At 68.6% G+C, this 23,838-nt stretch carries 26 protein-coding genes and 4 tRNA genes; 8 read left to right on the top strand and 22 right to left on the bottom strand.

Annotated elements, in window-relative coordinates; genetic code table 11:
* Nucleotides 1-36: 36 nt before the first annotated feature.
* Together rplL and rplJ are read right to left on the bottom strand one after the other, a co-directional pair.
* Entirely contained in the window at nucleotides 37-423 is a 387-nt protein-coding gene (gene rplL, locus OHB23_RS07450) for a 50S ribosomal protein L7/L12 (RefSeq protein ID WP_027504561.1), read from the bottom strand.
* Nucleotides 424-528: 105 nt separating this feature from the next.
* Complete coding sequence (gene rplJ, locus OHB23_RS07445) at nucleotides 529-1,083, bottom strand: 50S ribosomal protein L10 (RefSeq protein WP_027504560.1); 555 nt, start codon at nucleotides 1,081-1,083, stop codon at nucleotides 529-531.
* A gap of 428 nt (nucleotides 1,084-1,511) precedes the next feature.
* Between rplJ and OHB23_RS07440 the strand changes: the two genes are divergently transcribed.
* The 3 genes from OHB23_RS07440 to OHB23_RS07430 all read left to right on the top strand — a co-directional run bounded on the left by OHB23_RS07440 (nucleotide 1,512) and on the right by OHB23_RS07430 (nucleotide 4,755).
* Nucleotides 1,512-1,709, top strand: coding sequence for a hypothetical protein (locus OHB23_RS07440; protein WP_027504559.1), 198 nt, complete (start codon nucleotides 1,512-1,514; stop codon nucleotides 1,707-1,709).
* A gap of 112 nt (nucleotides 1,710-1,821) precedes the next feature.
* On the top strand, nucleotides 1,822-3,795 hold the full coding sequence (locus OHB23_RS07435; protein WP_328811205.1) for a CocE/NonD family hydrolase: 1,974 nt from the start codon (nucleotides 1,822-1,824) through the stop codon (nucleotides 3,793-3,795).
* Between the two features lie 114 nt (nucleotides 3,796-3,909).
* Nucleotides 3,910-4,755 (top strand): alpha/beta fold hydrolase, encoded by an 846-nt coding sequence (locus OHB23_RS07430; protein ID WP_051613162.1) that lies wholly within the window; start codon nucleotides 3,910-3,912, stop codon nucleotides 4,753-4,755.
* A gap of 60 nt (nucleotides 4,756-4,815) precedes the next feature.
* Here OHB23_RS07430 and rplA read toward each other — a convergent pair whose 3' ends face one another.
* The 11 genes from rplA to OHB23_RS07375 all read right to left on the bottom strand — a co-directional run bounded on the left by rplA (nucleotide 4,816) and on the right by OHB23_RS07375 (nucleotide 9,660).
* Nucleotides 4,816-5,535: a 50S ribosomal protein L1 gene (gene rplA / locus OHB23_RS07425; RefSeq protein ID WP_027504557.1), complete on the bottom strand. Its 720-nt coding sequence runs from the start codon at nucleotides 5,533-5,535 to the stop codon at nucleotides 4,816-4,818.
* Between the two features lie 86 nt (nucleotides 5,536-5,621).
* Nucleotides 5,622-6,056: a 50S ribosomal protein L11 gene (rplK, locus tag OHB23_RS07420; protein ID WP_027504556.1), complete on the bottom strand. Its 435-nt coding sequence runs from the start codon at nucleotides 6,054-6,056 to the stop codon at nucleotides 5,622-5,624.
* Between the two features lie 77 nt (nucleotides 6,057-6,133).
* On the bottom strand, nucleotides 6,134-6,979 hold the full coding sequence (gene nusG / locus OHB23_RS07415; protein ID WP_056442340.1) for a transcription termination/antitermination protein NusG: 846 nt from the start codon (nucleotides 6,977-6,979) through the stop codon (nucleotides 6,134-6,136).
* Between the two features lie 70 nt (nucleotides 6,980-7,049).
* A complete protein-coding gene (gene secE / locus OHB23_RS07410) occupies nucleotides 7,050-7,508 on the bottom strand; it encodes a preprotein translocase subunit SecE (RefSeq protein WP_222631847.1) in 459 nt (152 codons plus the stop codon).
* 80 nt (nucleotides 7,509-7,588) lie between these two features.
* Nucleotides 7,589-7,664 (bottom strand) — tRNA-Trp (locus OHB23_RS07405).
* A gap of 132 nt (nucleotides 7,665-7,796) precedes the next feature.
* Entirely contained in the window at nucleotides 7,797-8,225 is a 429-nt protein-coding gene (gene hadB / locus OHB23_RS07400; RefSeq protein WP_027504553.1) for a (3R)-hydroxyacyl-ACP dehydratase subunit HadB, read from the bottom strand.
* Nucleotides 8,215-8,769: a (3R)-hydroxyacyl-ACP dehydratase subunit HadA gene (gene hadA / locus OHB23_RS07395; protein WP_051613161.1), complete on the bottom strand. Its 555-nt coding sequence runs from the start codon at nucleotides 8,767-8,769 to the stop codon at nucleotides 8,215-8,217. The genes hadB and hadA overlap by 11 nt, the downstream gene beginning before the upstream one ends.
* Before the next feature lie 190 nt (nucleotides 8,770-8,959).
* The gene (gene rpmG, locus OHB23_RS07390) at nucleotides 8,960-9,127 is read right to left on the bottom strand and encodes a 50S ribosomal protein L33 (RefSeq protein WP_027504552.1); all 168 of its coding nucleotides are present in this window, start codon (nucleotides 9,125-9,127) and stop codon (nucleotides 8,960-8,962) included.
* A gap of 98 nt (nucleotides 9,128-9,225) precedes the next feature.
* Nucleotides 9,226-9,298, bottom strand: a tRNA-Met gene (locus tag OHB23_RS07385).
* A gap of 35 nt (nucleotides 9,299-9,333) precedes the next feature.
* Nucleotides 9,334-9,406, bottom strand: a tRNA-Thr gene (locus OHB23_RS07380).
* Between the two features lie 171 nt (nucleotides 9,407-9,577).
* Nucleotides 9,578-9,660 (bottom strand) — tRNA-Tyr (locus OHB23_RS07375).
* 144 nt (nucleotides 9,661-9,804) lie between these two features.
* On the opposite strand from OHB23_RS07375, the gene OHB23_RS07370 reads away from it, so the two are divergent.
* Nucleotides 9,805-10,296: a YajQ family cyclic di-GMP-binding protein gene (locus tag OHB23_RS07370; protein ID WP_056441678.1), complete on the top strand. Its 492-nt coding sequence runs from the start codon at nucleotides 9,805-9,807 to the stop codon at nucleotides 10,294-10,296.
* A gap of 1 nt (nucleotide 10,297) precedes the next feature.
* Here the strand turns inward: OHB23_RS07370 and htpX are convergent, their stop codons facing one another.
* Together htpX and OHB23_RS07360 are read right to left on the bottom strand one after the other, a co-directional pair.
* The gene (gene htpX / locus OHB23_RS07365) at nucleotides 10,298-11,164 is read right to left on the bottom strand and encodes a zinc metalloprotease HtpX (protein WP_027504550.1); all 867 of its coding nucleotides are present in this window, start codon (nucleotides 11,162-11,164) and stop codon (nucleotides 10,298-10,300) included.
* 72 nt (nucleotides 11,165-11,236) lie between these two features.
* The gene (locus OHB23_RS07360; RefSeq protein ID WP_051613090.1) at nucleotides 11,237-12,271 is read right to left on the bottom strand and encodes a polyprenyl synthetase family protein; all 1,035 of its coding nucleotides are present in this window, start codon (nucleotides 12,269-12,271) and stop codon (nucleotides 11,237-11,239) included.
* Between the two features lie 82 nt (nucleotides 12,272-12,353).
* Here OHB23_RS07360 and OHB23_RS07355 point away from each other — a divergent pair, with 82 nt between their 5' ends.
* Entirely contained in the window at nucleotides 12,354-13,631 is a 1,278-nt protein-coding gene (locus tag OHB23_RS07355; protein ID WP_051613089.1) for a geranylgeranyl reductase family protein, read from the top strand.
* 32 nt (nucleotides 13,632-13,663) lie between these two features.
* Here OHB23_RS07355 and OHB23_RS07350 read toward each other — a convergent pair whose 3' ends face one another.
* From OHB23_RS07350 to OHB23_RS07335, 4 genes are all read right to left on the bottom strand, one after another.
* Nucleotides 13,664-14,647, bottom strand: coding sequence for a hypothetical protein (locus tag OHB23_RS07350; RefSeq protein WP_328811203.1), 984 nt, complete (start codon nucleotides 14,645-14,647; stop codon nucleotides 13,664-13,666).
* 61 nt (nucleotides 14,648-14,708) lie between these two features.
* Complete coding sequence (locus OHB23_RS07345; RefSeq protein ID WP_027504546.1) at nucleotides 14,709-15,413, bottom strand: demethylmenaquinone methyltransferase; 705 nt, start codon at nucleotides 15,411-15,413, stop codon at nucleotides 14,709-14,711.
* A 30-nt stretch (nucleotides 15,414-15,443) separates the two neighbouring features.
* A complete protein-coding gene (locus tag OHB23_RS07340; RefSeq protein ID WP_027504545.1) occupies nucleotides 15,444-16,589 on the bottom strand; it encodes a glycosyltransferase family 4 protein in 1,146 nt (381 codons plus the stop codon).
* Between the two features lie 87 nt (nucleotides 16,590-16,676).
* Complete coding sequence (locus OHB23_RS07335; RefSeq protein ID WP_051613160.1) at nucleotides 16,677-17,126, bottom strand: DUF3592 domain-containing protein; 450 nt, start codon at nucleotides 17,124-17,126, stop codon at nucleotides 16,677-16,679.
* A gap of 117 nt (nucleotides 17,127-17,243) precedes the next feature.
* On the opposite strand from OHB23_RS07335, the gene OHB23_RS07330 reads away from it, so the two are divergent.
* Entirely contained in the window at nucleotides 17,244-17,744 is a 501-nt protein-coding gene (locus tag OHB23_RS07330; RefSeq protein ID WP_307108246.1) for a DUF2505 domain-containing protein, read from the top strand.
* On the opposite strand, the gene menD is transcribed toward OHB23_RS07330, so the two are convergent.
* A complete protein-coding gene (menD, locus tag OHB23_RS07325; RefSeq protein WP_328811604.1) occupies nucleotides 17,741-19,351 on the bottom strand; it encodes a 2-succinyl-5-enolpyruvyl-6-hydroxy-3-cyclohexene-1-carboxylic-acid synthase in 1,611 nt (536 codons plus the stop codon). The two genes, OHB23_RS07330 and menD, sit on opposite strands and share 4 nt — an antisense overlap.
* An 83-nt stretch (nucleotides 19,352-19,434) precedes the next feature.
* Here menD and OHB23_RS07320 point away from each other — a divergent pair, with 83 nt between their 5' ends.
* Entirely contained in the window at nucleotides 19,435-20,028 is a 594-nt protein-coding gene (locus OHB23_RS07320) for a flavin reductase family protein (RefSeq protein WP_442973026.1), read from the top strand.
* Entirely contained in the window at nucleotides 20,025-21,080 is a 1,056-nt protein-coding gene (locus OHB23_RS07315) for an AbrB family transcriptional regulator (protein ID WP_328811202.1), read from the top strand. The genes OHB23_RS07320 and OHB23_RS07315 overlap by 4 nt, the downstream gene beginning before the upstream one ends.
* Here OHB23_RS07315 and OHB23_RS07310 read toward each other — a convergent pair.
* Nucleotides 21,077-23,281, bottom strand: coding sequence for a glycoside hydrolase family 3 C-terminal domain-containing protein (locus tag OHB23_RS07310; protein WP_328811201.1), 2,205 nt, complete (start codon nucleotides 23,279-23,281; stop codon nucleotides 21,077-21,079). The two genes, OHB23_RS07315 and OHB23_RS07310, sit on opposite strands and share 4 nt — an antisense overlap.
* Before the next feature lie 73 nt (nucleotides 23,282-23,354).
* Nucleotides 23,355-23,798: a DUF6918 family protein gene (locus tag OHB23_RS07305; RefSeq protein WP_442973025.1), complete on the bottom strand. Its 444-nt coding sequence runs from the start codon at nucleotides 23,796-23,798 to the stop codon at nucleotides 23,355-23,357.
* Between the last annotated feature and the right edge of the window lie 40 nt (nucleotides 23,799-23,838).

The raw sequence follows: 23,838 nt of genomic DNA, 5'->3' as shown, positions 1-23,838 counted from the left end.
CGAGGGGTACGGCCGCTTCTGCGCTGTGGGGCTAGATCACTTGATGGAGATCTTCGCGCCGGCAGCTTCGAGCTTCTCCTTGGCGGCGTCGGCCGAAGCCTTGTCCACCTTCTCCAGGATGGCCTTCGGAGCGCTCTCGACGAGGTCCTTGGCTTCCTTCAGGCCCAGGCCGGAGACGACCTCACGGACGACCTTGATGACCTGGATCTTCTTGTCGCCGGCGCCCTCGAGGACGACGTCGAACTCGTCCTGCTCCTCAGCGGCCTCGGCGGGAGCAGCTGCTCCGCCTGCGGCAGCAACGGCGACGGGGGCAGCTGCGGTGACCTCGAAGGTCTCCTCGAATGCCTTCACGAACTCGGAGAGCTCGAGGAGGGTGAGCTCCTTGAACTGGTCGAGCAATTCTTCGGTGCTGAGCTTCGCCATGGTGGCGGTCCTCTCTGTAAGTCCTTGTCGCCGATCCGGGGACAGGAGATTGCGTGCAGGCCGGAGGCCGGCCGCACGGGGTGGTGTGCAGTCCTTGCGGATCAGCTAGTCGGCAGCTGCGGCTTCCGGCGCAGAGGCGCCCTCTTCTGCAGCCTTCTTCTCCTGCAGCGCAGCCGCGAGACGCGCGACCTGCGAGGCGGGAGCGTTGAACAGGCCTGCGGCCTTTGCCAGGTTGCCCTTCATCGCGCCGGCGAGCTTGGCCAGCAGGACCTCGCGGGATTCGAGATCCGCGATCCTGTTGACCTCGTCCACGGACAGCGCGCGGCCGTCCATGTAGCCGCCCTTGATGACGAGCGCCTTGTTGTCCTTGGCGAACTGCTTGATCGCCTTGGCAGCGTCGACCGGCTCACCATCGATGAATGCGATGGCGGTCGGACCGACGAACAAGTCGTCGAGGCCTTCGATGCCCGCATCAGCTGCGGCACGCTTGACCAGGGTGTTCTTGGCGACGGAGTACGTAGCTCCGGTACCGAGGGCCCGACGGAGCTCCGTCAGACGGGTGACCGACAAGCCACGGTATTCCGTGACGACGGCCGCCGTGGCGCCCTTGAACTGCTCGGAGATCTCCGCGACCGCGGATACCTTCTCAGCCTTTGCCATACTTCGCCTCCTCTCGTTGCGTCGAGTCGGCCCGGCCCGAACAAGCAGAAACGCCCCGGTGCAGGGCACACGGGGCGTCGGAATGCGGGCGGCGCGACTCGGAGAGAGTCAGCAACACGTATCCCTGGTCCTCGTCCTCCTGCGTGGGTCGCCGGCTCGGCCGGACCTTCAATCGCCATCTCCGACGAGGCGAACCTCTTCGGAGACCACGATGACCAACGGTCTTGGGTGGAACAGATCAGGTGAACATCGCACGATCGCAGACGCGACCGCACGGTGTCCGAAGAGAAGAGTACCCCGGGGCCGCCGGAGACACCAAAAGGGCTACGCCCCTGTGCGCCTTGTGCGCATCCCCGGGTACGCAAAGGGCGCACGGGGGCGGAGCCCCCTCGGTTTGAGAGGTGCTCTCCCGAGGGAACACGGTGCTCATGGCCAATTATCGCGTACTCGACCCCACCGGATCCGTCGTCGCCACCAAGGAGATCCCCAACTCCACCGACGCCCACACCTGGTTCAAGGAGAGCAAGTCCGACGACGCCGAGCTCGGCTGGCGTCTCGAAGTGGAGCACGACGGCGAGTGGGCCTTCTTCAGCGACAGCGAGGGAACCCCCGAGGGCGGCAAGTAGCAGCGCACTCACCTGGTGACATCGAACGACGACGTGCCCTCGTCGTTGTCGAAGGGCCGGGAATGGCGTGTTGTGTACCGCGTGTCACAGCAATGAGGTTGACTCGACGTTCATGACGACGACATCGGCCCATGCACTGGTGCAACCCGAGCACGTCGTCTCGCCCTTCCACCGTGATCCCACCGGCGGCGCCGACGGCCGAGCATGGGCAGAACTCGTGGAGTCCGCTCCCGAGTTCCCCCGTGTGCACATCGACCGCGGCGCCGCCGTCACGATGACGGACGGAGCCGTTCTCCGCGCCATCGTCGTGTCCCCTGCTCACGCGAGTGGACGATCCGTCTCCTCTCGCTTCCCCGTCGTCCTGAACATCACCCCGTACAACTCGGTCCTGCTCGACTCGATCGACGCACTCCTCGCAGCACCCGTGCTCGGGCCGGCGCTGCGTCGCGTGTCCCGCTCCGTCGACCTCTCGGGAACCCCGTTCGACGGCATCTCCGAGATCACCCGCGTCGTCGCGGGCGGTGCGGCGGATCTGCTCACCGTGAACCGCCATCTCGTCCGTAGCGGCTACGTGCAGGTCATCATCGACGCGCGCGGCACCGGTTCCTCGTCCGGCGTGTGGGACACCCTCGGCCCGCGTGAACAACTCGACACCCTGGAGATCCTCGAGTGGATCCGGGCGTCGGCGTGGTGCGACGGGCGCGTCGGCATGGCCGGCATCTCCTACTCCGCCATCAACTCCCTGCAGGCCGCCGCCGCGGGCAGCGCGGGACCGGACGCCGTGTTCGCCGTCGAGGGATCCGAGGACATCGTCCGCGAGATCTTCGCCACCGGCGGCGCACCGTCGCTCTTCATCCCCCTGTGGCTCACCGCCGTGAACACCCTCAAATGGGTTCCGGCAGTACAGATCCTGCGACGCGGCGGAGTCGGCTGGCTCGCGGATCGCGTACGGTCCCCCGCCACGAACATCAGCAATCTGGTGAACGGGTTCCTCACCGGTTCGGACCCGCGCATCTACGACGACCCGTCCTTCGACACCATCGATCCCACCATCGAGGACATCGCGGTCCCCACGTTCCTCTACGGCTGCTGGCACGACATCTTCGGCGGCGCGGCACCCGACATGTACAACCGACTCACCGTCGAACGCGGGCGCAAGCAACTTCTGGTGGGCGACGGGTACCACGGCAACCCCGGGATCGGCTTCGGTGAACCCGGGTTCCCGCCGCGACTCGACGTGCTCGAACGCGCCTGGTTCGACAAGTGGCTGCGCGGCATCGACAACGGTATCGACCGCTACGGACCGGTCACGCTGCGTCAGCAGGGCGGCGGGTGGGAAGCGCACGGCCGATTCCCCGCGCCCGCCGCCGTGGCTCGGCGCCTCTACCTGAGCGCCGACTCGTCCGGTACCGCGTCGCACAGTCGGCACGACGGGTCCCTGCACTTCGAGGCGCCGACCGACACGGCCCGTCTGACGGTGAAGCCCGGGTTCCGCACCGTCGTCTCCCGCGACACCACGCAGGTGCTGGCCGGTGTTCCGGCCGTTCTCGGCGGCGGCTTCACCTACGACAACCGCTTCGCGGAGGGTGACGCGCTCACGTTCACGACGCCTCCCGTCATGACCACCGTCGTCTACTCGGGCCCCGCCAACGTCCACGTCCGCACCGTCGCGCGCGCCCGCGAGTCGATGTGGGCCGTGATGCTGTGCGACGTCGCTCCAGACGGCACTCCCACCGTGCTCACCAACGGTGCGCTGCTGGCGTCGCGCCGCGCGATCGACGACGAGGAGAGCATCCGCACCGAGTCGGGTGACTACCTGGTGGCCCACCACCCGCTCACGCGCGAGTCACTGCTCCCCGTGGTCCCCGGCGAACCGATCGTCCTCGACATCGAACTACTCTCGACCGAGGCGGTCCTGCACCCCGGACACCGCCTGCGACTCGACATCTTCGCGGCCGACGCGCCTCGATTCGTGCCGATCCTGCCCGATCGCCTCCGCACCCGATGGCGAGCGCAGGACGTCGACCTCGACCCGACGGACCCCAGTTTCATCACGTTGCCGCTGCTCGGTGAGCCCGGCTGGTAAGGAGATCCACGTATGACAGGCACACCCGAGACCGGCCGTTCCGAGACCGAGGTCGAGGTCGAGGTCCGTACCGGCACCGCCTCGGTCGGCGCGGTCGACATCGCCTACGAGGACATGGGCGACATCGAGAACCCGCCGATCCTGCTCGTCATGGGACTCGGCTGCCAGCTGCTCACGTGGTCGATGCCGTTCTGCCGCAAGCTGATCAACGCCGGCTATCGCGTGATCCGCTTCGACAACCGAGACATCGGACTCTCGGGCAAGCTCGACGGGCAGCGCGTCACGGGGAACATCCTGCTGCGACTGGTCCGCCACGAACTCGGGCAGTCGAGCTCGGTTCCGTACACGGTGGTGGACATGGCCGAGGACACCGTCGGCCTGCTCGACCACCTGGGCATCGAGTCGGCCCACATCGTCGGCGCCTCGATGGGCGGCATGATCACGCAGGTGGTCGCGGGGTCGCACCCGGAGCGCATCCGCTCGGTCTCCATCCTCTTCTCCAGCACCAACGAGGCGTTCCTGCCGCCGCCGGACGTCCGCGCGCTCGCGCCGCTGCTCAAGCCGCCGCCCAAGAACGCGACGCGCGAGCAGATCATCGAACACCAGGCGACGACGTTCCAAACGATCGGCAGCAAGCAGTTCCCCACCACGCGGGACGAACGTGTCGCCGACGCGACCGAGGCGTACGACCGCGGCTACTACCCGGCCGGCATCGTCCGTCAGCTCGCGGCGATCACCGGAACCGGGAGCCTCGCGAAGTACACGAAGCGGATCACGGCGCCGACGGTCGTCATCCACGGCACGGCGGATCCCCTCGTGCGTCCCGCCGGCGGGAAGGCCATCGCGCGCCACGTGGTCGGATCCGAGCTGGTGCTCGTCGACGGCATGGCGCACGACATCCCGAACGCCCTGGTGGACCGCGTGGTCGACACGATTCTCACGAACGTCGCCAAGGCCTGAGAACGCGACGAAGGCCGGCACCCTCACGTGGTGCCGGCCTTCTTCGGTGCTGCGAGTGACTCAGGCGGTCGCGTCGTCCTCGAGGAGGTTCCGAGTACGGTTCGGGTCCACCGGGATGCCCGGTCCGGTGGTGGTCGAGACCGTGATCTTCTTGACGTAACGGCCCTTGGCCGACGACGGCTTCGCACGCAGGATCTCGTCCAGGGCTGCGCCGTAGTTCTCCACCAGCTTGGCGTCGTCGAACGACGCCTTGCCGATGACGAAGTGCAGGTTGGCCTGCTTGTCGACGCGGAAGTTGATCTTGCCGCCCTTGATGTCGCCGACGGCCTTGGTCACGTCGTTGGTGACCGTGCCCGTCTTCGGGTTCGGCATCAGGCCACGCGGTCCGAGAACGCGGGCGATGCGGCCGACCTTGGCCATCTGGTCAGGGGTGGCGATCGCTGCGTCGAACTCCAGCCATCCGCCCTGGATCCGCTCGATCAGGTCCTCTGCGCCGACCTCGTCCGCACCGGCGGCGACGGCCTCGTCGGCCTTCGCGCCTGCGGCGAAGACGATGACGCGGGCGGTCTTACCGGTGCCGTGGGGCAGGTTGACGGTGCCGCGCACCATCTGGTCCGCCTTGCGGGGATCGACGCCGAGGCGCATCGCGACCTCGACGGTCGGATCGAACTTGCTCGACGCGGTGTCCTTGGCCAGCTTCGCCGCCGAGAGCGGCGAGTAGAGCTGGTCCTGATCGATCTTCGCTGCTGCGGCCTCGTAGGCCTTGCTGCGCTTTGCCATGATGATGTCCGTTCGTTGTTCGGAGCGTGGTTGACGAGCCTGGCCGGCTCTCCCACGTGATGCTGTGGAGCTGGTGAGCCGGTGGCTCAGCCTTCGACCGTGATACCCATCGAGCGAGCAGTGCCGGCGATGATCTTCGCGGCCTGGTCGATGTCGTTGGCGTTCAGATCCTCGGCCTTGGTCTTGGCGATCTCGCGCACCTGGTCCATGGTCACCGTGGCGACCTTGGTCTTGTGCGGCTCGCCCGAACCCTTGGCGACGCCGGCTGCCTTGAGCAGCAGCTTGGCGGCAGGCGGGGTCTTCAGCTTGAAGTCGAAGGTCCGGTCCTCGTAGACCGAGATCTCCACCGGCACGACGTTGCCACGCTGCGACTCGGTCGCGGCGTTGTACGCCTTGCAGAACTCCATGATGTTGACGCCGTGCTGACCGAGGGCGGGGCCCACGGGCGGTGCCGGGTTGGCCTGACCGGCCTGGATCTGAAGCTTGATGATCCCGGCTAGCTTCTTCTTCTTGGGGGGCATCTGTGATTCCTAGGTTGTTGCGTGGTTCTCGGATGTCTTGCGGTACTGCCTGCAAGTTGTGGGGGGTTCTGAGCGCCCTAGATCTTCGCGACCTGGGTGAAGCCCAGCTCGACCGGAGTCTCGCGGCCGAAGATGGACACCAGCACCTTGAGCTTCTGCTGCTCGGCGTTGACCTCGCTGATGCTGGCGGGAAGCGTGGCGAAGGGGCCGTCCATGACGGTGACGGACTCGCCGACCTCGAAGTCGACCTCGATGGTCGGCTTCGACGACGTCTCGCCCGCACCCTCGGCACCGGTGGTGGCGCCCGCGGTGGCCTTCTTCTTGTCCTCCTGCGGCATGAGGAACTTGACGACCTCGTTGATGGTCAACGGGGACGGGCGCGACGTGGCGCCGACGAAGCCGGTGACACCGGGAGTGTTGCGGACAGCACCCCAGGACTCGTCGTTCAGTTCCATGCGCACCAGGATGTAGCCCGGCAGCACCTTGCGGTTGACCTGCTTGCGCTGGCCGTTCTTGATCTCGGTGACCTCCTCGGTGGGAACTTCCACCTGGAAGATGTAGTCACCGACGTCGAGGTTCTGGACGCGGGTCTCGAGGTTGGTCTTCACCTTGTTCTCGTATCCGGCGTACGAGTGGATGACGTACCAGTCGCCGGGGGCGCGCCGCAGCGCAGCCTTCATCTCGGCGACGGGGTCGACCGGCTCCGCGTCGATGGGAGCGTCGTCGGCGACGACGGCGTCCGCATCGGCGTCGACGGTCTCCGACTCGTCGGTGTCACCGGTGGCGGCAGCGACGTCGGCCGCGATGGCCTCGTCGGTCTCGCGGTCCTGTGCGGCCTGCTCCGCTTCGAGGCCCTGCTTGGTCGCCTCGACCTGAGCGTCGTAGGCGGCCACTTCGGTGGCGTCGTTATGGGGCGTGCTCACGAAAGGCACTCGCTTCCTGTAATCGTTCCGGTCGTACTCGGGGTGGTCGTGCGGACCTGTGTGTCCGGCGTCAGCCGAACAGCCACTGCACTCCCCTGATGAACGCCAGGTCCAGCCCACTGATGTAGGCCACCATGAACGTCACGAACACCAACACCACAGCGGTGTAGGTGACCATCTGCTTGCGGTTGGGCCAGATGACCTTGCGCAGCTCGGCGACGACCTCGCGCAGAAACTTGCGGAGCCGCTTGAAGATGTTCATCTTCGGCGTCGCTTCGGCGCGGGTGCGGCCCTCGACGCGAGAGGCGGTGGCGACGGACTTGCCCGCGGTGGTCCTGGCACCGTCCTTGATCAGCGATGGACCATCGTCAGCGGACCGGGTCCGGCGGGCTGCGCGCTTGCCGGAGGGCCGGCTCGACCCGGCGGCATCGTGGGCGGCAGCAGCATCGTCGGCGACGACAGCATCGTCCGCACCGAGATCCTCGGAACCGTCGGAGCTGCTGTCGCGCGCGCCGCGCTGATCGCTCACGTCGTTCCTCTCGGTCGTCGGCAGGGTGTCTGCACTCGAATGCTCTGCATGACCACTGTCCGAAGCACCGCTTTCGAACGTGGCAGGGGCGACAGGACTTGAACCTGCAACCTACGGTTTTGGAGACCGTTGCTCTACCAATTGAGCTACGCCCCTTCGGCCGGATCGAAATCCGGTCGTACCGGCGACGGACAGCGCACAGCGCTGTACGACCCCGGAGATCTCAGTGTACTGCACTCACGGACGCCCCCGAAATCGCTGACTCGAGTCGGCGATCGGAGAGCCGGATCACGCGAGCTGGACGGTCGCGACGGCGCGACCGAAGATCTTCTTGCCCTCGTACTTCGCGGTGATGGCGACGACGGCCTTGCGGGTGTCCGCATCGACCGACTTGATGCGACCCGTGAAGTCGACCTTGGCCGGCTCGGTCTCCTTGACCAGCACGGGGCTGGTGAAGCGCACGTTGTACTCGGTGATGGCGCCCGGATCACCCGACCAGTCGGTGACGAAACCGGCGCCGAGTCCCATGGTGAGCATGCCGTGGGCGACGACGTCCGAGAGTCCGGCGAGCGTGCGCGCGACCGGATCACTCCAGTGGATCGGGTTCGGGTCGCCGGAGACGCCCGAGTAGTTCACGAGGTCACCGCGGGTGAGCTCGTAGGTGCGCTCGGGAAGGTCGTCGCCGACGGTGACCTGGTCGAACTGCTTACGAGTCATGTTTCATGACACCTTTCGCCATCTCCAGCGCGTCCTGATCGGAACCGCCGCCGGTCTTCGCCACGAGTGTCGTCCAGGACGTCATGACGTCCTCGCCGGCCTCGTCCGTGACCATGTTCTTCGTGATGATGATGTCGCTTCCACCCATCTGGCGGAAGGACTCCAGGCTCACGTCGACGGTCAGGCGGTCCCCCGCCACGATCGGACGGTGGAACTCGAGACGCTGATCCGCCTGCATGATCTGCGACAGGTCGTACCCGGTGATGACCTCGTCGAACATGGCCTTCTGCGCGATGATGCCGACGACCGAGATGAAAGTGGCCGGTGCGACGAGATGCTCGTACCCGAGCTCGGCCGCGGCGTCCTCCGAGGAGTGCGCGGGATGATCGTTCTGCACGGCCCGTGAGTACTCGCGCACCTTCTCGCGCCCGATCTCGTAGAAGTCGGGCATGCGGTAGTGATGCCCGACCATGCTGGCGGTGTGCACCGCCGGGTCGACGGCAGGCGTGTCGCCCCGGTCGGTTGCGGTTGCGGTGACTGTCACGTCGTCGACTCCCCCGAGAATGATGTGGAACTCACCACGGGACACCCGAGCGTGGGACGAGAGACAGTCCGGACGGCTCTGTCGGGCGAGTTCGAGACGGACGGCGCCGAGCCGACTGGGTCACCGGCACCTGGACACACGTCAGCGCTGCCACGGCGACTGTGCCGGGGCAGCGCTGCTGTGCGAATGATCAGCGAGATTCGCGGTGCGCGCGATGAGTTCCGCAGTTCGGGCAGAACTTCTTGATCTCGAGGCGATCGGGATCGTTGCGGCGATTCTTCTTGGTGATGTAGTTACGGTGCTTGCACACCTCGCACGCCAAGGTGATCTTGGGCCGAACGTCAGTGGAGGAGGCCACGTCGATGCCTGCTTTCGGGTAGAGCGCGATACGGGTGCTGCGTCGGTCATGAATACCGGACCCCACTGCGCGCAGCAGCGGCGGAGTCCTCTGTCGAGTAGCGATGGCCGGACTTGAACCGGCGACACAACGATTATGAGTCGTTTGCTCTACCGACTGAGCTACACCGCCTCGGTGCCGGACGCCGGCCGGCGCTCGGTCCCGCGAGCCCCCTAACGGAATCGAACCGTTGACCTTTTCCTTACCATGGAAACGCTCTACCGACTGAGCTAAGGGGGCAGGATCGGCGCACACGAGGTGCACGTCGAAGCCTTCGAAGACATTACACAGGGGTCAGACCGCTCGCCAAATTGCCTGGTGAACGAGTTGCACGCGGCGTTTCGCATGCCGCCTGCCCCCACCCCGACGACGAGACCCCGGCGAGGATTCTCGCCGGGGTCTCGTCGGGTGTGGCAGATGTAGGATTCGAACCTACGTAGGCATAAGCCGACGGATTTACAGTCCGCTCCCATTGGCCGCTCGGGCAATCTGCCGGGATGCTCCATGGCGCCGGACACTCGTCGAGTGACCGCTCCAGGTGCGATACGCAGAATACAACGACCGCACCCCTCGATGGCAAACCGGCTGGACACGCTACCGTCGGCACCGTACCGATCACGCACGAAGGAGTGTTGTCAGTGGCTGATTCGTCGTTCGACGTCGTGAGCAAGGTGGACCGCCAGGAGGTCGACAACGCTCTGAACCAGGCCGGCAAGGAGCTGTCGACCCGCTTCGACTTCCGCGGCACCGGCGCGAGCATCGAGTGGTCCGGAGACGAGGCCATCGTCATCACCGCCGAGGCCGAGGAACGCGCGAAGGCCGCCTTGGACGTCTTCAAGGAGAAGCTCATCCGACGCGACATCTCGCTCAAGGCCTTCGACGCCGGCGATCCCGTGCAGTCGGGCAAGACCTACAAGATCACCGGCACGCTGGTGCAGGGCATCACCACCGAGAACGCCAAGAAGATCTCGAAGAAGATCCGCGACGAGGGCCCCAAGGGCGTCAAGGCGCAGATCCAGGGCGAGGAACTGCGGGTGAGCAGCAAGAAGCGTGACGACCTCCAGGCCGTTCAGCAGCTGCTCAAGGGCGAGGACTTCGGCATCGCCCTGCAGTTCGTCAACTACCGCTGACTCAGCGGTAGGGCCCCGCCATGCGCTCGAGGCGGGCGATGCGCTCCTCCATCGGCGGGTGCGTGGAGAACAGCTTGCTCGCCCGGTCACCCGCCCGGAACGGGTTGGCGATCATCAGGTGCGACTGGGCCGTGAGGCGCGGCTCGGGGGGCAGCGGGGCGGCCTGGGTGCCGCTCTGCAGCTTGCGGAGCGCGGAGGCCAGCGCCAGGGGGTCGCCGGTGAGCTCGGCACCCGACTGGTCCGCCTGGTACTCCCGCGAGCGCGACACGGCCAGCTTCACCAGGGACGCCGCGATCGGTCCGAGCATCGACACCAGCAGCAGGGCCAGCGGGTTGGCGCCCTGCCCGTTCCCGCGCCCGCCGAAGACGTTCGCGAAGAACGCGAAGTTCGCGAGTCCGGACACCACGGCCGCCATGGCGCCCGCCACGGACGAGATGAGGATGTCGCGGTTGTAGACGTGCGAGAGCTCGTGGCCGAGGACCGCGCGCAGCTCACGCTCGTTCAGCAGCGCCAGGATGCCGCTGGTGCAACACACCGCGGCGTTGCGCGGGTTGCGTCCCGTGGCGAACGCGTTGGGGGCGTTGGTGGGGCTGATGTAGAGCCGCGGCATGGGCTGATGCGCCGCGGTGGCCAGCTCGCGGACGATCGCGAAGATGCGCGGGTACTCGACCTCGGTGATCGGCTGGGCGTGCATCGACTTCAGCGCCAGCTTGTCGCTGTTGAAGTAGGCGTACCCGTTCATGCCGACGGCCAGGACGACCGCGACCACCAGGATGGTCGAGTTCTGGAACAGAGCGCCGATGAAGACGATCAGAGCCGACATCCCGACCATCAGGCCGAACGTCTTCATGCCGTTCGCGAACTTCATCGTGTGTCGCCGATCCTCTCGCCGCAGTGCTTCCTGCACGAACAACGACCGAGGTGACGCGGGTAGTTCCCGTCAGCTGATGCGGGCGACCGTGTACTCGACCAGCTTGCGCAGCGCGTCGTTGGCCGGGCCCTGTGGCAGAGCGTCCAGCTCGGTGCGCGCCCGCTGGGCGTAGGTGTCGAGCGTCTCGCGTGCCTTGGCCATGCCCGGCGAACGACCCAGCAGAGTCAACGCCTCGGCCACGTCCGCGTCGTCGGTGATGGGGCCGCGCAGCAGGTGGCGGAGCCGGTCGCCGTCCGCACCCTCGTCGCGCAGCGCGAACAGCACGGGCAGCGTGTGGACGCCCTCGCGCAGGTCGGTACCCGGCGTCTTGCCGGAGTCCGACGCGGCGGACGAGATGTCGATGATGTCGTCGGAGATCTGGAACGCGGTGCCCACCGCGTCGCCGAGACGCTCGAGCCGCTCGATGTGCTCGTCGTCGCCCCCGGAGAACGTGCCGCCGAAGCGACCGCTCGTCGCGATCAGCGAACCCGTCTTCTCCCACACCGTGGTGAGGTAGTGATCGACCGGATCCTGATCGGGCTTGCTGCCGATCGTCTCGCGCATCTGGCCCGTGACCAGCGCGGCGAACGTCTCGGCGATCGTACGCACGGCGGAGGGGCCCAGCGTCGAGACCAGGCGCGACGCGTGTGCGAAGAGGTAGTCGCCCGCGAGGATGGCGACGCTGTTGCCCCAGCGCGCATTGGCGGACTCCACGCCGCGGCGCATGGCGGCCTCGTCCATGACGTCGTCGTGATACAGCGTCGCGAGGTGCACCATCTCGAGCACGGTGGCCGCGGTGACGATGTCCGGACTGGACGCCTTGGGGCCGAGCTGACCGGTGAGAATGGTGAACAGCGGGCGGAACCGCTTGCCGCCGGCCTTGGCGAGGTGCAGCGCCGCCTCGGTGAGGAAGTCCTCACCGTCGGACAGCTCGGTCACGAGCAGGCTCTCGACCTCGGCCATCGCCGCGCGCACGATCTCCGCGAACTCCGCGTTCCCGAGATCCACGCCCGCCACCACGGTGGCCCCACTCGCACTCGTCTCGGTCACCGCGCTCGCACCCATTTCTCGTCGTCGAACACCTCGCGCGGCTCCGGGCCTCGGCGCCGCGTCTGCCTCCAACCTATCGTGCCTGCAAGATGGAACGATGACGGATGGACGCGCACAGGGTGTGACACCGGGAACTCGACGCGTGACCGACGTTCTCGTCGTCGGAGCGGGACCCGCGGGCAGCGCCGCCGCGGCCTGGTCCGTACGAGCTGGTCACGACACGATTCTCGCGGACGCCGCCACGTTCCCGCGCGACAAGACCTGCGGTGACGGACTCACGCCGCGTGCCGTGGCCGAGCTCGACGAGCTGGGACTCGGTGACTGGGTGCGCTCGCGGGCGATCAATCGTGGCCTACGCCTCACCGGATTCGGTCAGGAACTCACGCTGCCGTGGCCGGGTGGCTCCCTCCCCGACATCGGTTCCGCGGTACCGCGTACCGAGTTGGACGACCGGATCCGCCGGGTGGCCGTCGACGACGGCGCGGTGATGATGGAGAACGCCAAGGCCGTCGATGCGGTGCTGGTGAGCGGGCGGGTCACCGAGGTGATGTTCGACACCGCCGACGGCCCTGTCGCCGTGGCCTGTCGCACGCTGATCGTGGCGGACGGGGTGCGCTCGCCGCTCGGCAAGATCCTCGGCCGTACGTGGCACCGCGACACCGCCTTCGGGGTCGCGGCACGGGCGTACGTCACGAGTGACCGCAGTGAGGACGAGTGGATCACCTCGCACCTCGAGCTCCGCGACGAGGAGGGCACCCTGCAGGCCGGCTACGGGTGGGTGTTCCCGCTGGGCGTGAACGACGAGGGCACCGGCGAGGTGAACGTGGGGGTGGGGACGCTCGCCACCTCGAAGCGCCCGGCTGCCGGCGCGCTGCGACCTCTCCTGAATCTCTATGCGTCACAACGGGAGTCCGAGTGGGGCCTGAGCGGCGGCGTGCGGCGCGTGCAGTCCGCCCTGCTGCCGATGGGCGGCGCGGTGTCGGACGTGGCGGGCCCCAACTGGGCGCTCGTCGGCGATGCGGCGGCCTGCGTGAATCCGCTCAACGGTGAGGGCATCGACTACGGACTCGAGGGTGGTCGACTGATAGCCGAACACCTGGACGGCGCAGACCTGACGCAGGTGTGGCCGGCGGTGCTCCGCGAGCACTACGGGCAGAGCTTCTCGGTCGCTCGTCGCCTCGCGGGACTGCTGACGGTGCCGCGGTTCCTGCCCGCCACGGGGCCGATCGGCATGCGGTCGCGCGCGATCATGACCGTCGCCGTGCGGGTGATGGGCAACCTCATCACCGACGAGGATCGCGACGTGGTCGCGCGCGCCTGGCGGGCCGCGGGATCGACGTCGCTGAAGGTGGACGACCGGCCACCGTTCTCCTGAGAGTGCCCGGCTGCCTCGGGAGCCGGGCCCGGTCAGCGTCCCGGTCGGAAGGCGTACACGGTGGTGCCGTCCGGCAGGAGTATCCCGTCACGATCGCGGAAGCCGCACTCGAGAGACGCCACGACGCGTTGCAGCACGGGGAGCCGTGCCTGCTCGTCGAGTCCGGCGTGGACGGCGAGGGACAGTTCGGCTCCGTACAGCGCCAGGATGGCCTCGACGGCGCCGGCGAGCGCCGGGTCCTTGGCCTGGTAGAACGCGAAACGGTCCGCTTCCATCGTGTAGTCGCGCTCGTTGCCGCCCGCCAGTACCCGCACCCCGAACTCGGCCAGGTACTCCACCATGCGGCGCTCGGTGGCGCCGAAGCCGATCGACCGGCGGTCCGGCGAGAGGGTGTCGACGACGCGCTTGGTGTCCATGATCAACAGGCCCAGGTCGTTGGCGTCGAGCAGACCGAGGTCGGCGCGCATGGCGTCGCGCAGCAGACGCTGGATCTCGATCAGGAACCCGTGCTCACGGTTCAGCCGCTCGACGGCCGGACCCGGCATCGCGCCCGTCGTGGAGTAGGGCACCAGCACCCGGAGATCGAGCGACATGAGCATCTCGAGCAGCGGCGCGACGCGCTGGCGGGCCACGACGACGGTGATCGTCGAGATGCGCAGCAGTTCCTGATAGGCGGCGTCGACGTCGGCCTGCAGGTCGTCGGCACTCGGCGGCAGTGCGGTCGCGTCGGGGGCGGTCCGGCGGCGAACGGCGTCGATCCAGACCCGCTGGAAGGTGGTCAGCGCGACCGACAACTCCTGGTAGCGCTCGGTGACCTGGTCGCGTATCAGCGACGTCTCGACGGCCTGGCGACCGGAATCGTGGGTCAGCTCGGCGCGGATGGTACGCAGCTCGCGTGCGCGGCGCGTCTCCCTGGTGAGGTGCATGCGCGTGGTGCTGACGGCCCAACCGGCCCCGCCGGCGGCGACGGCCGAGGCAGCGAGGGTGGCATAGGGCAGCCAATCCGGTACGGGCATGCGCAGATCATGCCGTATCCGGACACGGTACGAACACCGATAGGTGCGTTCTCCGTATCTTTCAGTACACCGGTTTCACGGCGCTGTGCAAGGTGACGATGCCGCCCGTGAGATTGCGCCACTGCACGCGGCCCCATCCCGCGGACTGCATGCGCCGCGCGAGCTCCGCCTGGTCCGGCCAGGCGCGAATGGATTCCGCCAGGTAGACGTAGGCGTCGGGATTGCTGCTGACGGTGCGGGCCACGGCCGGGAGCGCCTTCATCAGGTACTCCATGTAGACGGTGCGGAACGCCGGGAAGACCGGTGTGGAGAACTCGCACACCACCAACCGTCCGCCGGGCCGGACCACCCGCAGGATCTCGGCGAGGCCGGCGTTGTGATCGGCCACATTGCGGAGACCGAACGAGATGGTGGCGGCGTCGAACACGTCGTCGCCGTACGGCAGGTGCATCGCGTCGCCCGCGATCATCGGGACGCCGCGCGAGAGGCCCGCGCGGAGCATGCCCTTGGAGAAGTCGGTGGCGACGCACCAGGCGCCGGACCGGCCGAGTTCCTCCGTGGACACTCCGGTCCCGGCCGCGAGATCGAGCACCGCTTCCCCGGGCTTCAGCGCGAGCGCGTCGCGCGTCGCGCGCCGCCAGCCGCGGTCCTGCCCGAAGGACAGGACGGTGTTGGTCAGGTCGTACCGCTTCGCGACTCCGTCGAACATGGACGCGACGTCGTGCGGTTGCTTGTCCAGTTGCGCTCTGGAGCCGTGTGCTGCCACACCTGAACAGTACGTGGGCCGCGCACTCACCTAGGCCGCCGTCGTCCGCCGTCCGACGTCCGAGGTGCCGATGACCGCCTCGTAGTGGCCGATCAACTGGCTGCACAGCGCGGGCCAGGTGCGATGCAGGACGGACTTGCGCGCGGACGTGGCGAACCTCGCACGCGTGGTGGGGTCGGCGAGGGCCTGCACGGCGCTCGGCAGCAACTCCTCGTACCGATCCACGGGCAGCAGGTACCCGTTGCGGCAGTGGCTCACCAGATCGCGGGGACCGCCGGCGTCGGGTCCGATCACGGGGACACCGCTCGCGAGCGCCTCCTGGACGGTCTGGCAGAACGTCTCGTGCTCACCGGGGTGCGCGAACACGTCGAAGGACGCGTAGGCCTCCGACAGGGCCTGCCCGCCCAGCTGACCGGTGAACACCGCGGACGGCATGAGCGCCTCGAGCCGCGCGCGCTCCGGACCGTCACCGACGATCACCACACGCACGCCCGGTGTCCGCTCGAGTACCGCGAGGCGTTCCACGTGCTTCTCCGGTGCCAACCGGCCGACGAAGCCCACCACCAGCGCGTCGCCCGCGTCCCACTGCGCACGACGCTCCGCGTTCCGCGACGACGGCGCGAAGCGCACGGTGTCCACTCCCCGACCCCAGCGATGCACGCGGGGGATGCCGTGCGCGGCGAGTGCGTCCATCGCCGACGTCGACGGTGCGAGGGTGCGGGCACTGCCCTTGTGGATCCGGCGGGTCCACGCCCAGCAGGCACGCGAGGTCAACCCGAGACCGTAACTCTCGGCGAACCCGGCGACATCGGTCTGATAGACGGCGACGGCCGGGACGTCCAGCCTCCGCGCGGCCGCGAGGCCACCGGCACCGAGCGAGAACGGCGATGCCAGGTGCACCACGTCGGGCGCGAACGAGCGCAGCGCGGCGGTCATACCGGGGCTCGGCACGCCGACGGGCAGCGAACTCACCTTGGGGACCATCACCGACGGCACTCGCAGAACCGGGAACGAGCCGTGTGAGGTCGGTGCCGCGGGCACCCCGGCCGGCGTGTCCGGCGCGACGATCATGGCGTCGTGACCTGCGGACTCCGCATGCTCGAGCACACGGAGAATCGAGTTGGTGACACCGTTGACGTGAGGCAGGAACGATTCGGCGACCACGGCTATGCGCACACCGTGGACTGTTCCGCGCCGCGACGACCGCGATGCGAGGGCGACGTGACCAGCGGGCGAACCCCGGGCGAACCCTCCGGTACCGGGTCAGACGCGCGCGTCGCGGCGCCGCAGGTAGAGGATCGACGGGCCGGCGATCAGCCACGTGACGACGATGACGGAGAGCGCGGGCACGACGGCCACCGAGGCGTCGCGGCCGGCGACCCGCACCAGGTCGGGATCGCTGCGGGAGTACTCGACGTCGATGCGCTGACCGGCGACGAGGTTGGTCGGGTACAGCACTCCGAGCTTGGGATTGTGCATCTCGCCGTCGGGAGTCACGAAGCTCACCGCCGAGCGCAGACGTCCGGCCGACAGCACCTCGGCCGTGGCGACGCCCTCGTCCGAGGAGATGGTGTGGTCGTTGCGCCACGCCGCGAGCACCAACAGGACCGCGAGCACCGAAACGACGGTGGCGATCACCAGGAGAACGGTGGGAACGCGCGAGCGGCGCCGCACGGGGGCCTCGTCCGCCTCGGAGTTCTCGACAGCAGGCATGTCGCCACCGGACATCTCGGCACCGGCCGGACTCGGGACGACGGGGTTCACCAGGACAGGCTAGCGACCGCACCACGCAGGACGTCGGCAGCGGTACGCCGAGTAACGTCTCCCGCCATGGGGCGGAAATTCAGTTACACCGAGGACTTCGACGTGACACCGGCGCAGGCGCACTCCGCCTTGACGGACGAAGCGTTGTGGGACAAGCGAACCAAGGAGGTCTCCGACCGGGCCAGCGTGGAGTACTCGCACCGGCCCGACGGCGGCTTCGACGTGGTGATCTCCGAGGGGGTCGGCGCGTCCGTGCTGCCGGGGTTCGTCCGGAAGGTGATTCGCGGCGACCTGGTGATCACGCGCAAGGACAGCTGGGGACCGCTCGAAGGCGACCGTGCGAACGGCACGCTCGAAGGCGGATCGACGGGCTTGACCTCGAAGGTGCGCGGAACGTTCGAACTGGTGCCTCACGGCGCCGGATCGCGCCTGACCCTGAAGGGGACGGCCGAGGTGAAGGTCCCGTTCGTCGGCGGCAAGATCGAGGGCATGGTCACCGAGATGATCGGCAAGATGGTGCACTCCGAGAGCAAGCAGGCCCGGGAGTACCTCGCCGACAGGGCCTAGAGGGCAGCGCGGATCGAGGCGTGCAGATCGCGTAGACCGGACCGATCGGTGGTCACCTCGAGCACCCGGGTGCCCTCGGCGTGACCCGTGAGCAGCTTCGCGAGCTCGTCGGGATCGACCCGCCGGTGCGGGATCCGGTAGGCGGCACACAGCGCCGCGAGGTCCATGCCGTGCGGAGTGCCGAACACGCGCTCGAAGACGCCCGCGTACTGGGGATCACCCTGCTCGAGCAGTTCGAAGATGCCGCCACCGTCGTCGTTCGCGACGACGATGGTGAGGTCCCGCGGTCGGGGCTCCCCGGTGCCGATGAGCAGTCCGGACGCGTCGTGCACGAACGTCAGGTCCCCCATCAACGCGATGGTGCGGCCGTCGTGTGCCAGCGCAGCGCCCACCGCGGTGGAGACGGTGCCGTCGATGCCCGCCACACCGCGATTGGACAGCACCCGGACGTCCTCCGCCGGGTAGCCGACCAGTGCCATGTCGCGCACCGGGTTGGAGGCGCCGAGCACGAGCAGGTCACCCGGCCGACGTGCCGACGACACGGCGGCGGCGACGTGCAGACCCGTTGGAATCGAGAGCGAGTCGAGCTGCCCGCGGACCGCGGCATCGGCCGACTCCGAGGCGTCGGCACAGCGACGCAGCCACTCGGGTGACGGTGTCCCGGTGACCAGCGCGCGCGTTCCGGTCGCCACGACGTTGCCCGAGACGTCGGGCCAGCGGGGTCCGGTGGTGAGAGCGATGACGGAGACGGCCGGATCGGCCAGCACCTTCGAGACCTGACGATGCAGCGTGGGACGCCCGGTGATGATGGCCTGGCGCGGCGACAGCGCACCGAGCGCGAGCGGGTTGAGCGGGTGGCCGTGCAGGGGCGCGGTCGGCTCGGCGACCGTCGGCAGCCCGGCGAGTTCCGGCCGATAGGCGGCGCCGTGTCCGGAGATGACGACTGTGTCCACCGAGAGGTCCAGGTCCACCGGAACGTCGAGCGTCGCGTACTGCGTGGTGGTCCACGGGGAGCCGTCGGGACGTCCCTCCGGGGCGGGGCGGGAGTCGGCCAGGTCGGGCGTGAGGGGCTCGCGCAGCGGCATGTCGAAGTGGACCGGGCCGGCGTTGCCCGAGCGCGTACCGCGTGCGGCAGCCAGGACGCGGCACACTGCCGACCGCCACTGGCTGTTGACCTGGTCGGACTCCTCGGCGAGACCGAGGCTGATGGTCGCGCGCACCTGACCCGCGAACAGGCCGAGTTGCTCGACCGTCTGGTTGGCGCCGGTGCCGAGCATCTCGTAGGGGCGGTTGGCGCTGAGCACGACCAGCGGAATGCGGGCGTAGTTGGCCTCGAGCACGGCGGGTCCGAGATTGGCGACGGCGGTGCCGGACGTCATCACGACAGGAACGGGTCGGCGGCCGGACACGGCCAGTCCGATGGCGAGGAAGCCGGCGGTGCGCTCGTCGATGCGCATGTGCAAGCGGACGCGACCGGCGCGGTCGGCGGCCTCGAGCGCAAACGCGAGCGGCGCGTTACGCGATCCGGGGCACAGCACGACGTCCTGGACGCCGCCGCGAATCATCTCGTCGACGACGACGGCGGCTTGAGACGTGGACGGGTTCACCATTTCAGAGTGTCACAGATGCCGGACCTGCCTGAATGATCGGCCGGCCTCCAGGGCGCGCGTGGCCCTGGCACGATGAACCGGTGCGCACACACTTCGATCCGCAGACCATGGACGCCGGCGACTACTACAAGCTTCTCACCACGTCAGTGGTGCCCAGACCCATCGCGTGGGTGTCGACGGTCTCCACGGACGGCGTGCCGAACCTGGCGCCGTACAGCTTCTTCTCCGTCTCCTCCAGCGCACCCGCCGTGGTGCAGTTCACGTCGGTCGGCCGCAAGGACAGCCTGCGGAACATCGAGGAGACGGGCGAGTTCGTCGTCAACCTCGCCACCGAGTCGTTGTTCGAGCAGATCAATCAGACGTCCGCGAACTACGACGCCTCGGTGAGCGAGTACACCGCGGTCGACCTCGAGAGCGAGCCCAGTGAGACCGTCCGCCCGCCGCGCGTCGTCGCGTCCCCGCTCTCGATCGAGGCGACGCTCCATCAGGTGGTCGAGGTGGGCAACTCGTTCGTCGTCATGGGCGCGGTCACGATGATCACGGTGCGTCCGGAGTTCCTCGCGGAGGACGGGTTGCCCGACTTCGGCGCCCTCGCACCGCTGAGCCGGCTCGGCCGCGACGAGTGGGGCATGCCCCCGGCCGTGCGACGAATCCAGCGCCCCGACAGGCCTTGAGTCCGGCCGTCGACCGGTCCCGCGCTGCCCGCTGGGTGGCACTGGCGCTGGTCACGGCCGTCGTGGCCGTGCTGGCGGATCGCGTCGGGGTGCCGTCGGCTGCTCTGTTCGTCGCGCTCGCCGTGGCGACGGTGTTCGCGTTGTGCGGGTGGGGCCCGGGGAAGGTTCCGCGCACCGCGTCGATGGGCGCGCAGGCCGTGCTCGGCGTCGAGATCGGCACCCTGCTCGATCGGGACACGATGTCCTCGCTGGGGTCCGACTGGATCTGGGTGGTGGTCGTCTCGCTCGGCACCCTGGTGCTGTCCATCGCGGCCGGCGCTCTCCTCGGACTGCATCGTGACCTCGACGCCACCACCGGCGCCCTCGCACTCGTGGCCGGGGGTGCGTCCGGCATGGTCGCGATCGCCCGTGATCTGGGCGGCGACGAGCGGGTGGTCGCCGTGGTGCAGTACGTCCGGGTGCTGCTGGTCACCGCGTCGCTACCGTTCGTCGCCACGGTGGTCTTCTCGGCGGACACCGGACAGGGCGGATCACTCGACACCGCCTCCGCCCCGCTCTGGACGGACGCGCTCTTCATCGCGGTGTGCCTGCTGGTGGGCATCCCGCTGGGCCGACTGATCCGCCTGCCAGCACCCGCCCTGCTCGGACCGCTGCTGATCTCCGGTGCCGCGGACCTGCTGGGGTGGACGGGCGACGCCGGCGTGCCGATCCTGGCGCTCCAGCTCGTCTACATCGTCATCGGGTGGCAGGCAGGCCTGCAGTTCACCCTCGACAGCCTGAAGTCCATCGGCCGCATCATCCCGTGGGCAGTACTGCTGATCATCGCCATCGCGGTGGGCTGCGCGCTGCTCGGCCTGATCCTGGTGGGCACCACCGGTATCACCCCGTACGAGGCCTACCTCGCCACGACGCCGGGCGGTATCTACGCGGTGCTCGCGCTGGCGGCGGCGAGCAGCGTGAACGTGACCTTCGTCGTGGCGGCCCAGGTGCTCCGGGTGTTCATGATGCTGCTGGTGGTCCCGCTGTTCACCCGGGCACGCGGGCGCGGCTAGCCGTTCGCGTCCTGCACGAGCCGCGCGACGACATCGGGTGTCAGGGTTCCGTCGCCGAAGGCCACCATGCGGGCGAGCGGGACGCTCGACAGGAAGACTGCCGTCTCCGGATTGCCCATCATCGCCTGTGCCACCGACGGTCCGTCGCCGTCCTGGATGGCCGCCCGCAGCAGGTCACCGCCGCGCGGATCGTCCAGCCACTCGGTGACGGTCGACTCGGCCGTCAACGGCAGGCGGACGTCGTCGCCCGTCACGGAGACGATCGCGACGCTCCGGAGATCGCGCGACGATGCCGCCGCGGCCACGACGTACTCGCCCGGCGCCACGATCCAGGACGACACCCGGGTGTCCCAGTACGCCAGGTCGGCACGCCGGACGGTGAGAGTCACGGTCTCGGTCGCACCCGCGGCGATCTCGACCGACTCGAACGCCGCGAGCTCACGCGGAACACGGTGCGCGTCCTCGTCGGGCGCGGACACGTAGATCTGCACGACCTCCCGGCCGTCCCGGTCCCCGGTGTTGGTCACCGGCACCGTGACGTCGATGCCGTGCTCCCCCACCGTCGCGGTCACGTCGCCGTACTCGAACGTCGTGTACGACAGGCCCCACCCGAAGGGGTACGACACGTCGGTCTCGCGCGCATCGAAGCCGCGGTAGCCCACGTGGATGCCCTCGCCGTAGCGGACGACCCCGTGCTCACCGGGGAAGTCCAGGTAGGACGGGTGGTCCTCGAGCCGGAGCGGAACGGTCTCGGCGAGCCGTCCCGACGGGTTCACGACGCCGAACAGCACGTCGGCGATCGCTCCGCCGCCGGCCTGTCCCAGCAGCCACGTCTCGAGGATCGCGGGGACGTCGGTGTCCCACGGAGACGTCAGGACCACGCCGCCGTTCGACAGCACCACCACGGTGTTCTCGTTCACCGCGCGCACTCGCTCGACCAGGGCCAGGTGGCCTTCCGGCAGCGCCAGCGTGGTGCGGTCCATGCCCTCGGTCTCGGGATCGTTGCCGACGAAGACGAGGGCGATGTCGTGCGTGCGAGCGAGCTCGACGGCCTCGTTCAGCAGTCCGTCGTCGGCGCCGGTCTGCTCGGTCGACGCGTGGTCGGCGTCGTACCCGGGCGCGAACGCCACCTCACCCTGCGCGGCAGCGGTGATCGCCGACAGCGCGTCGTCCAACCGGGTCGGGGTGATCTGCGAACTACCGCCGCCCTGGTAACGCGGGGTGCGGGCGATCTCGCCGAGCACGGCGATCGATCCGGAACCCGGCTCGAGCGGCAGCAGACCGTCGTTCTTCAGCAGGACGATCGCCCGACTCGCGATCTCTCGGGCCAGCGCATGGTGGGCATCGTGATCGACGTCCACGGAACCGCTCGCGTCCTGCGCGCGCTCGATCAGTGCGCGCACGCGCGCCGCCGCAGTCTCGAGAGTGCCCGGATCGAGCGCACCGGACTCCGCCGCGTCGGCGACCCGCTGGTCACCGGCAGCGTCGGGTCCGGGCATCGTCAGGTCGAGGCCCGCGGCGATCGAGTCGACCCGGTCCACGACGGCGCCCCAGTCGGACACGACGGCGCCCTCGAAACCCCACTCGCCGCGCAGCACGTCCGTCAGGAGCCACCGGTTCCGCGAGGCGTGGACGCCGTTGATGCGGTTGTAGGAGCACATGACGGTCCACGGCTGCGCCTGCTCCACCACACGCTGGAACGCCCGGAGGTAGATCTCGCGCAGGGTGCGTTCGTCCACCTCGGCGCTCACGCGCATGCGGTCGGTCTCCTGGCTGTTGACCGCGAAGTGCTTGAGCGAGGTGCCGACGCCCCGGCTCTGCACGCCCTGCACGTAGGCGGCGGCGAGCGTGCCCGTGAGCAACGGGTCCTCCGAGAAGTACTCGAAGTTGCGGCCGCCGAGCGGGCTGCGCTTGATGTTGATGCCGGGGCCCAGCAGGACGGACACGTCCATCGACCGGGCCTCGGTGGCCAGCGCCTCTCCCATCCGCCGCAGCAGGTCGGGATCCCAGGTACTCGCGGTGGCGGTGGCCGGCGGGAAGCACGTCGCGGGTCGTCCGGAGAACATGTCGCTGTCGCTCGCCTGCATCCGCACGCCGTGCGGGCCGTCGGTCAGTGTGATCGCCGGGAGCCCGTCCTGCTGCTCGGTGCTCCAGAAGTTGCGTCCACTGGTGAGGGCTGCGAGATCGTTGCGTGGAGTCATGGCTCCATCATCGACGATCCGGCCCTCCGTGCGCCTTTCGCGCATCCGGGGATACGCGAAAGGCGCACAGGGGTCAGGCTGCGTACTTCTGCACCAGGGCGCCGACGCGCGGGAGAGCCTCGGTGACGTTCTTCTTCGCCGACGGGCGGAGCGAGGAGTACGCCTTCTTGATGGTCGACTTGCTGGTCTCGTCGATGCGCTCGTCGGTGACGGACAGGAGCGCGTCGGACGCCTCGTCACCGTTCGCGGCGAGGAACTCACCGAACGTGCCGGTCGGCGCGGCCTCGTACCGCTGCCAGAACGGGTCGAGCTTCTCGACGAAGCTCGGCCACAGCTTGGCGACCGCATCGTCGACGACGCTGGGGCTCACCTTCTTCACGGCGCCGTATCCGCCCTTGACCGCCAGGCCGGAGGCGCCCTTCTTGTCGGAGACCTCGGCGTCGATCAGCGCGCGGACGTCCGCGCGCACGGCCGGTGCGGTGTTCTCGTCGAGGAGGGTGGTCTGCAGTGATGCCACGGAAAACAATCCTGTCGTTTGGAGTCGGGCGCAAACGCCG

Origin of the sequence: Rhodococcus sp. NBC_00294 (assembly GCF_036163995.1) — a bacterium.
Classification (GTDB): domain Bacteria; phylum Actinomycetota; class Actinomycetes; order Mycobacteriales; family Mycobacteriaceae; genus Rhodococcoides.
Note: the sequence above shows the minus strand (reverse complement) of the source record. Positions and strands in the feature narration are given on the sequence as shown.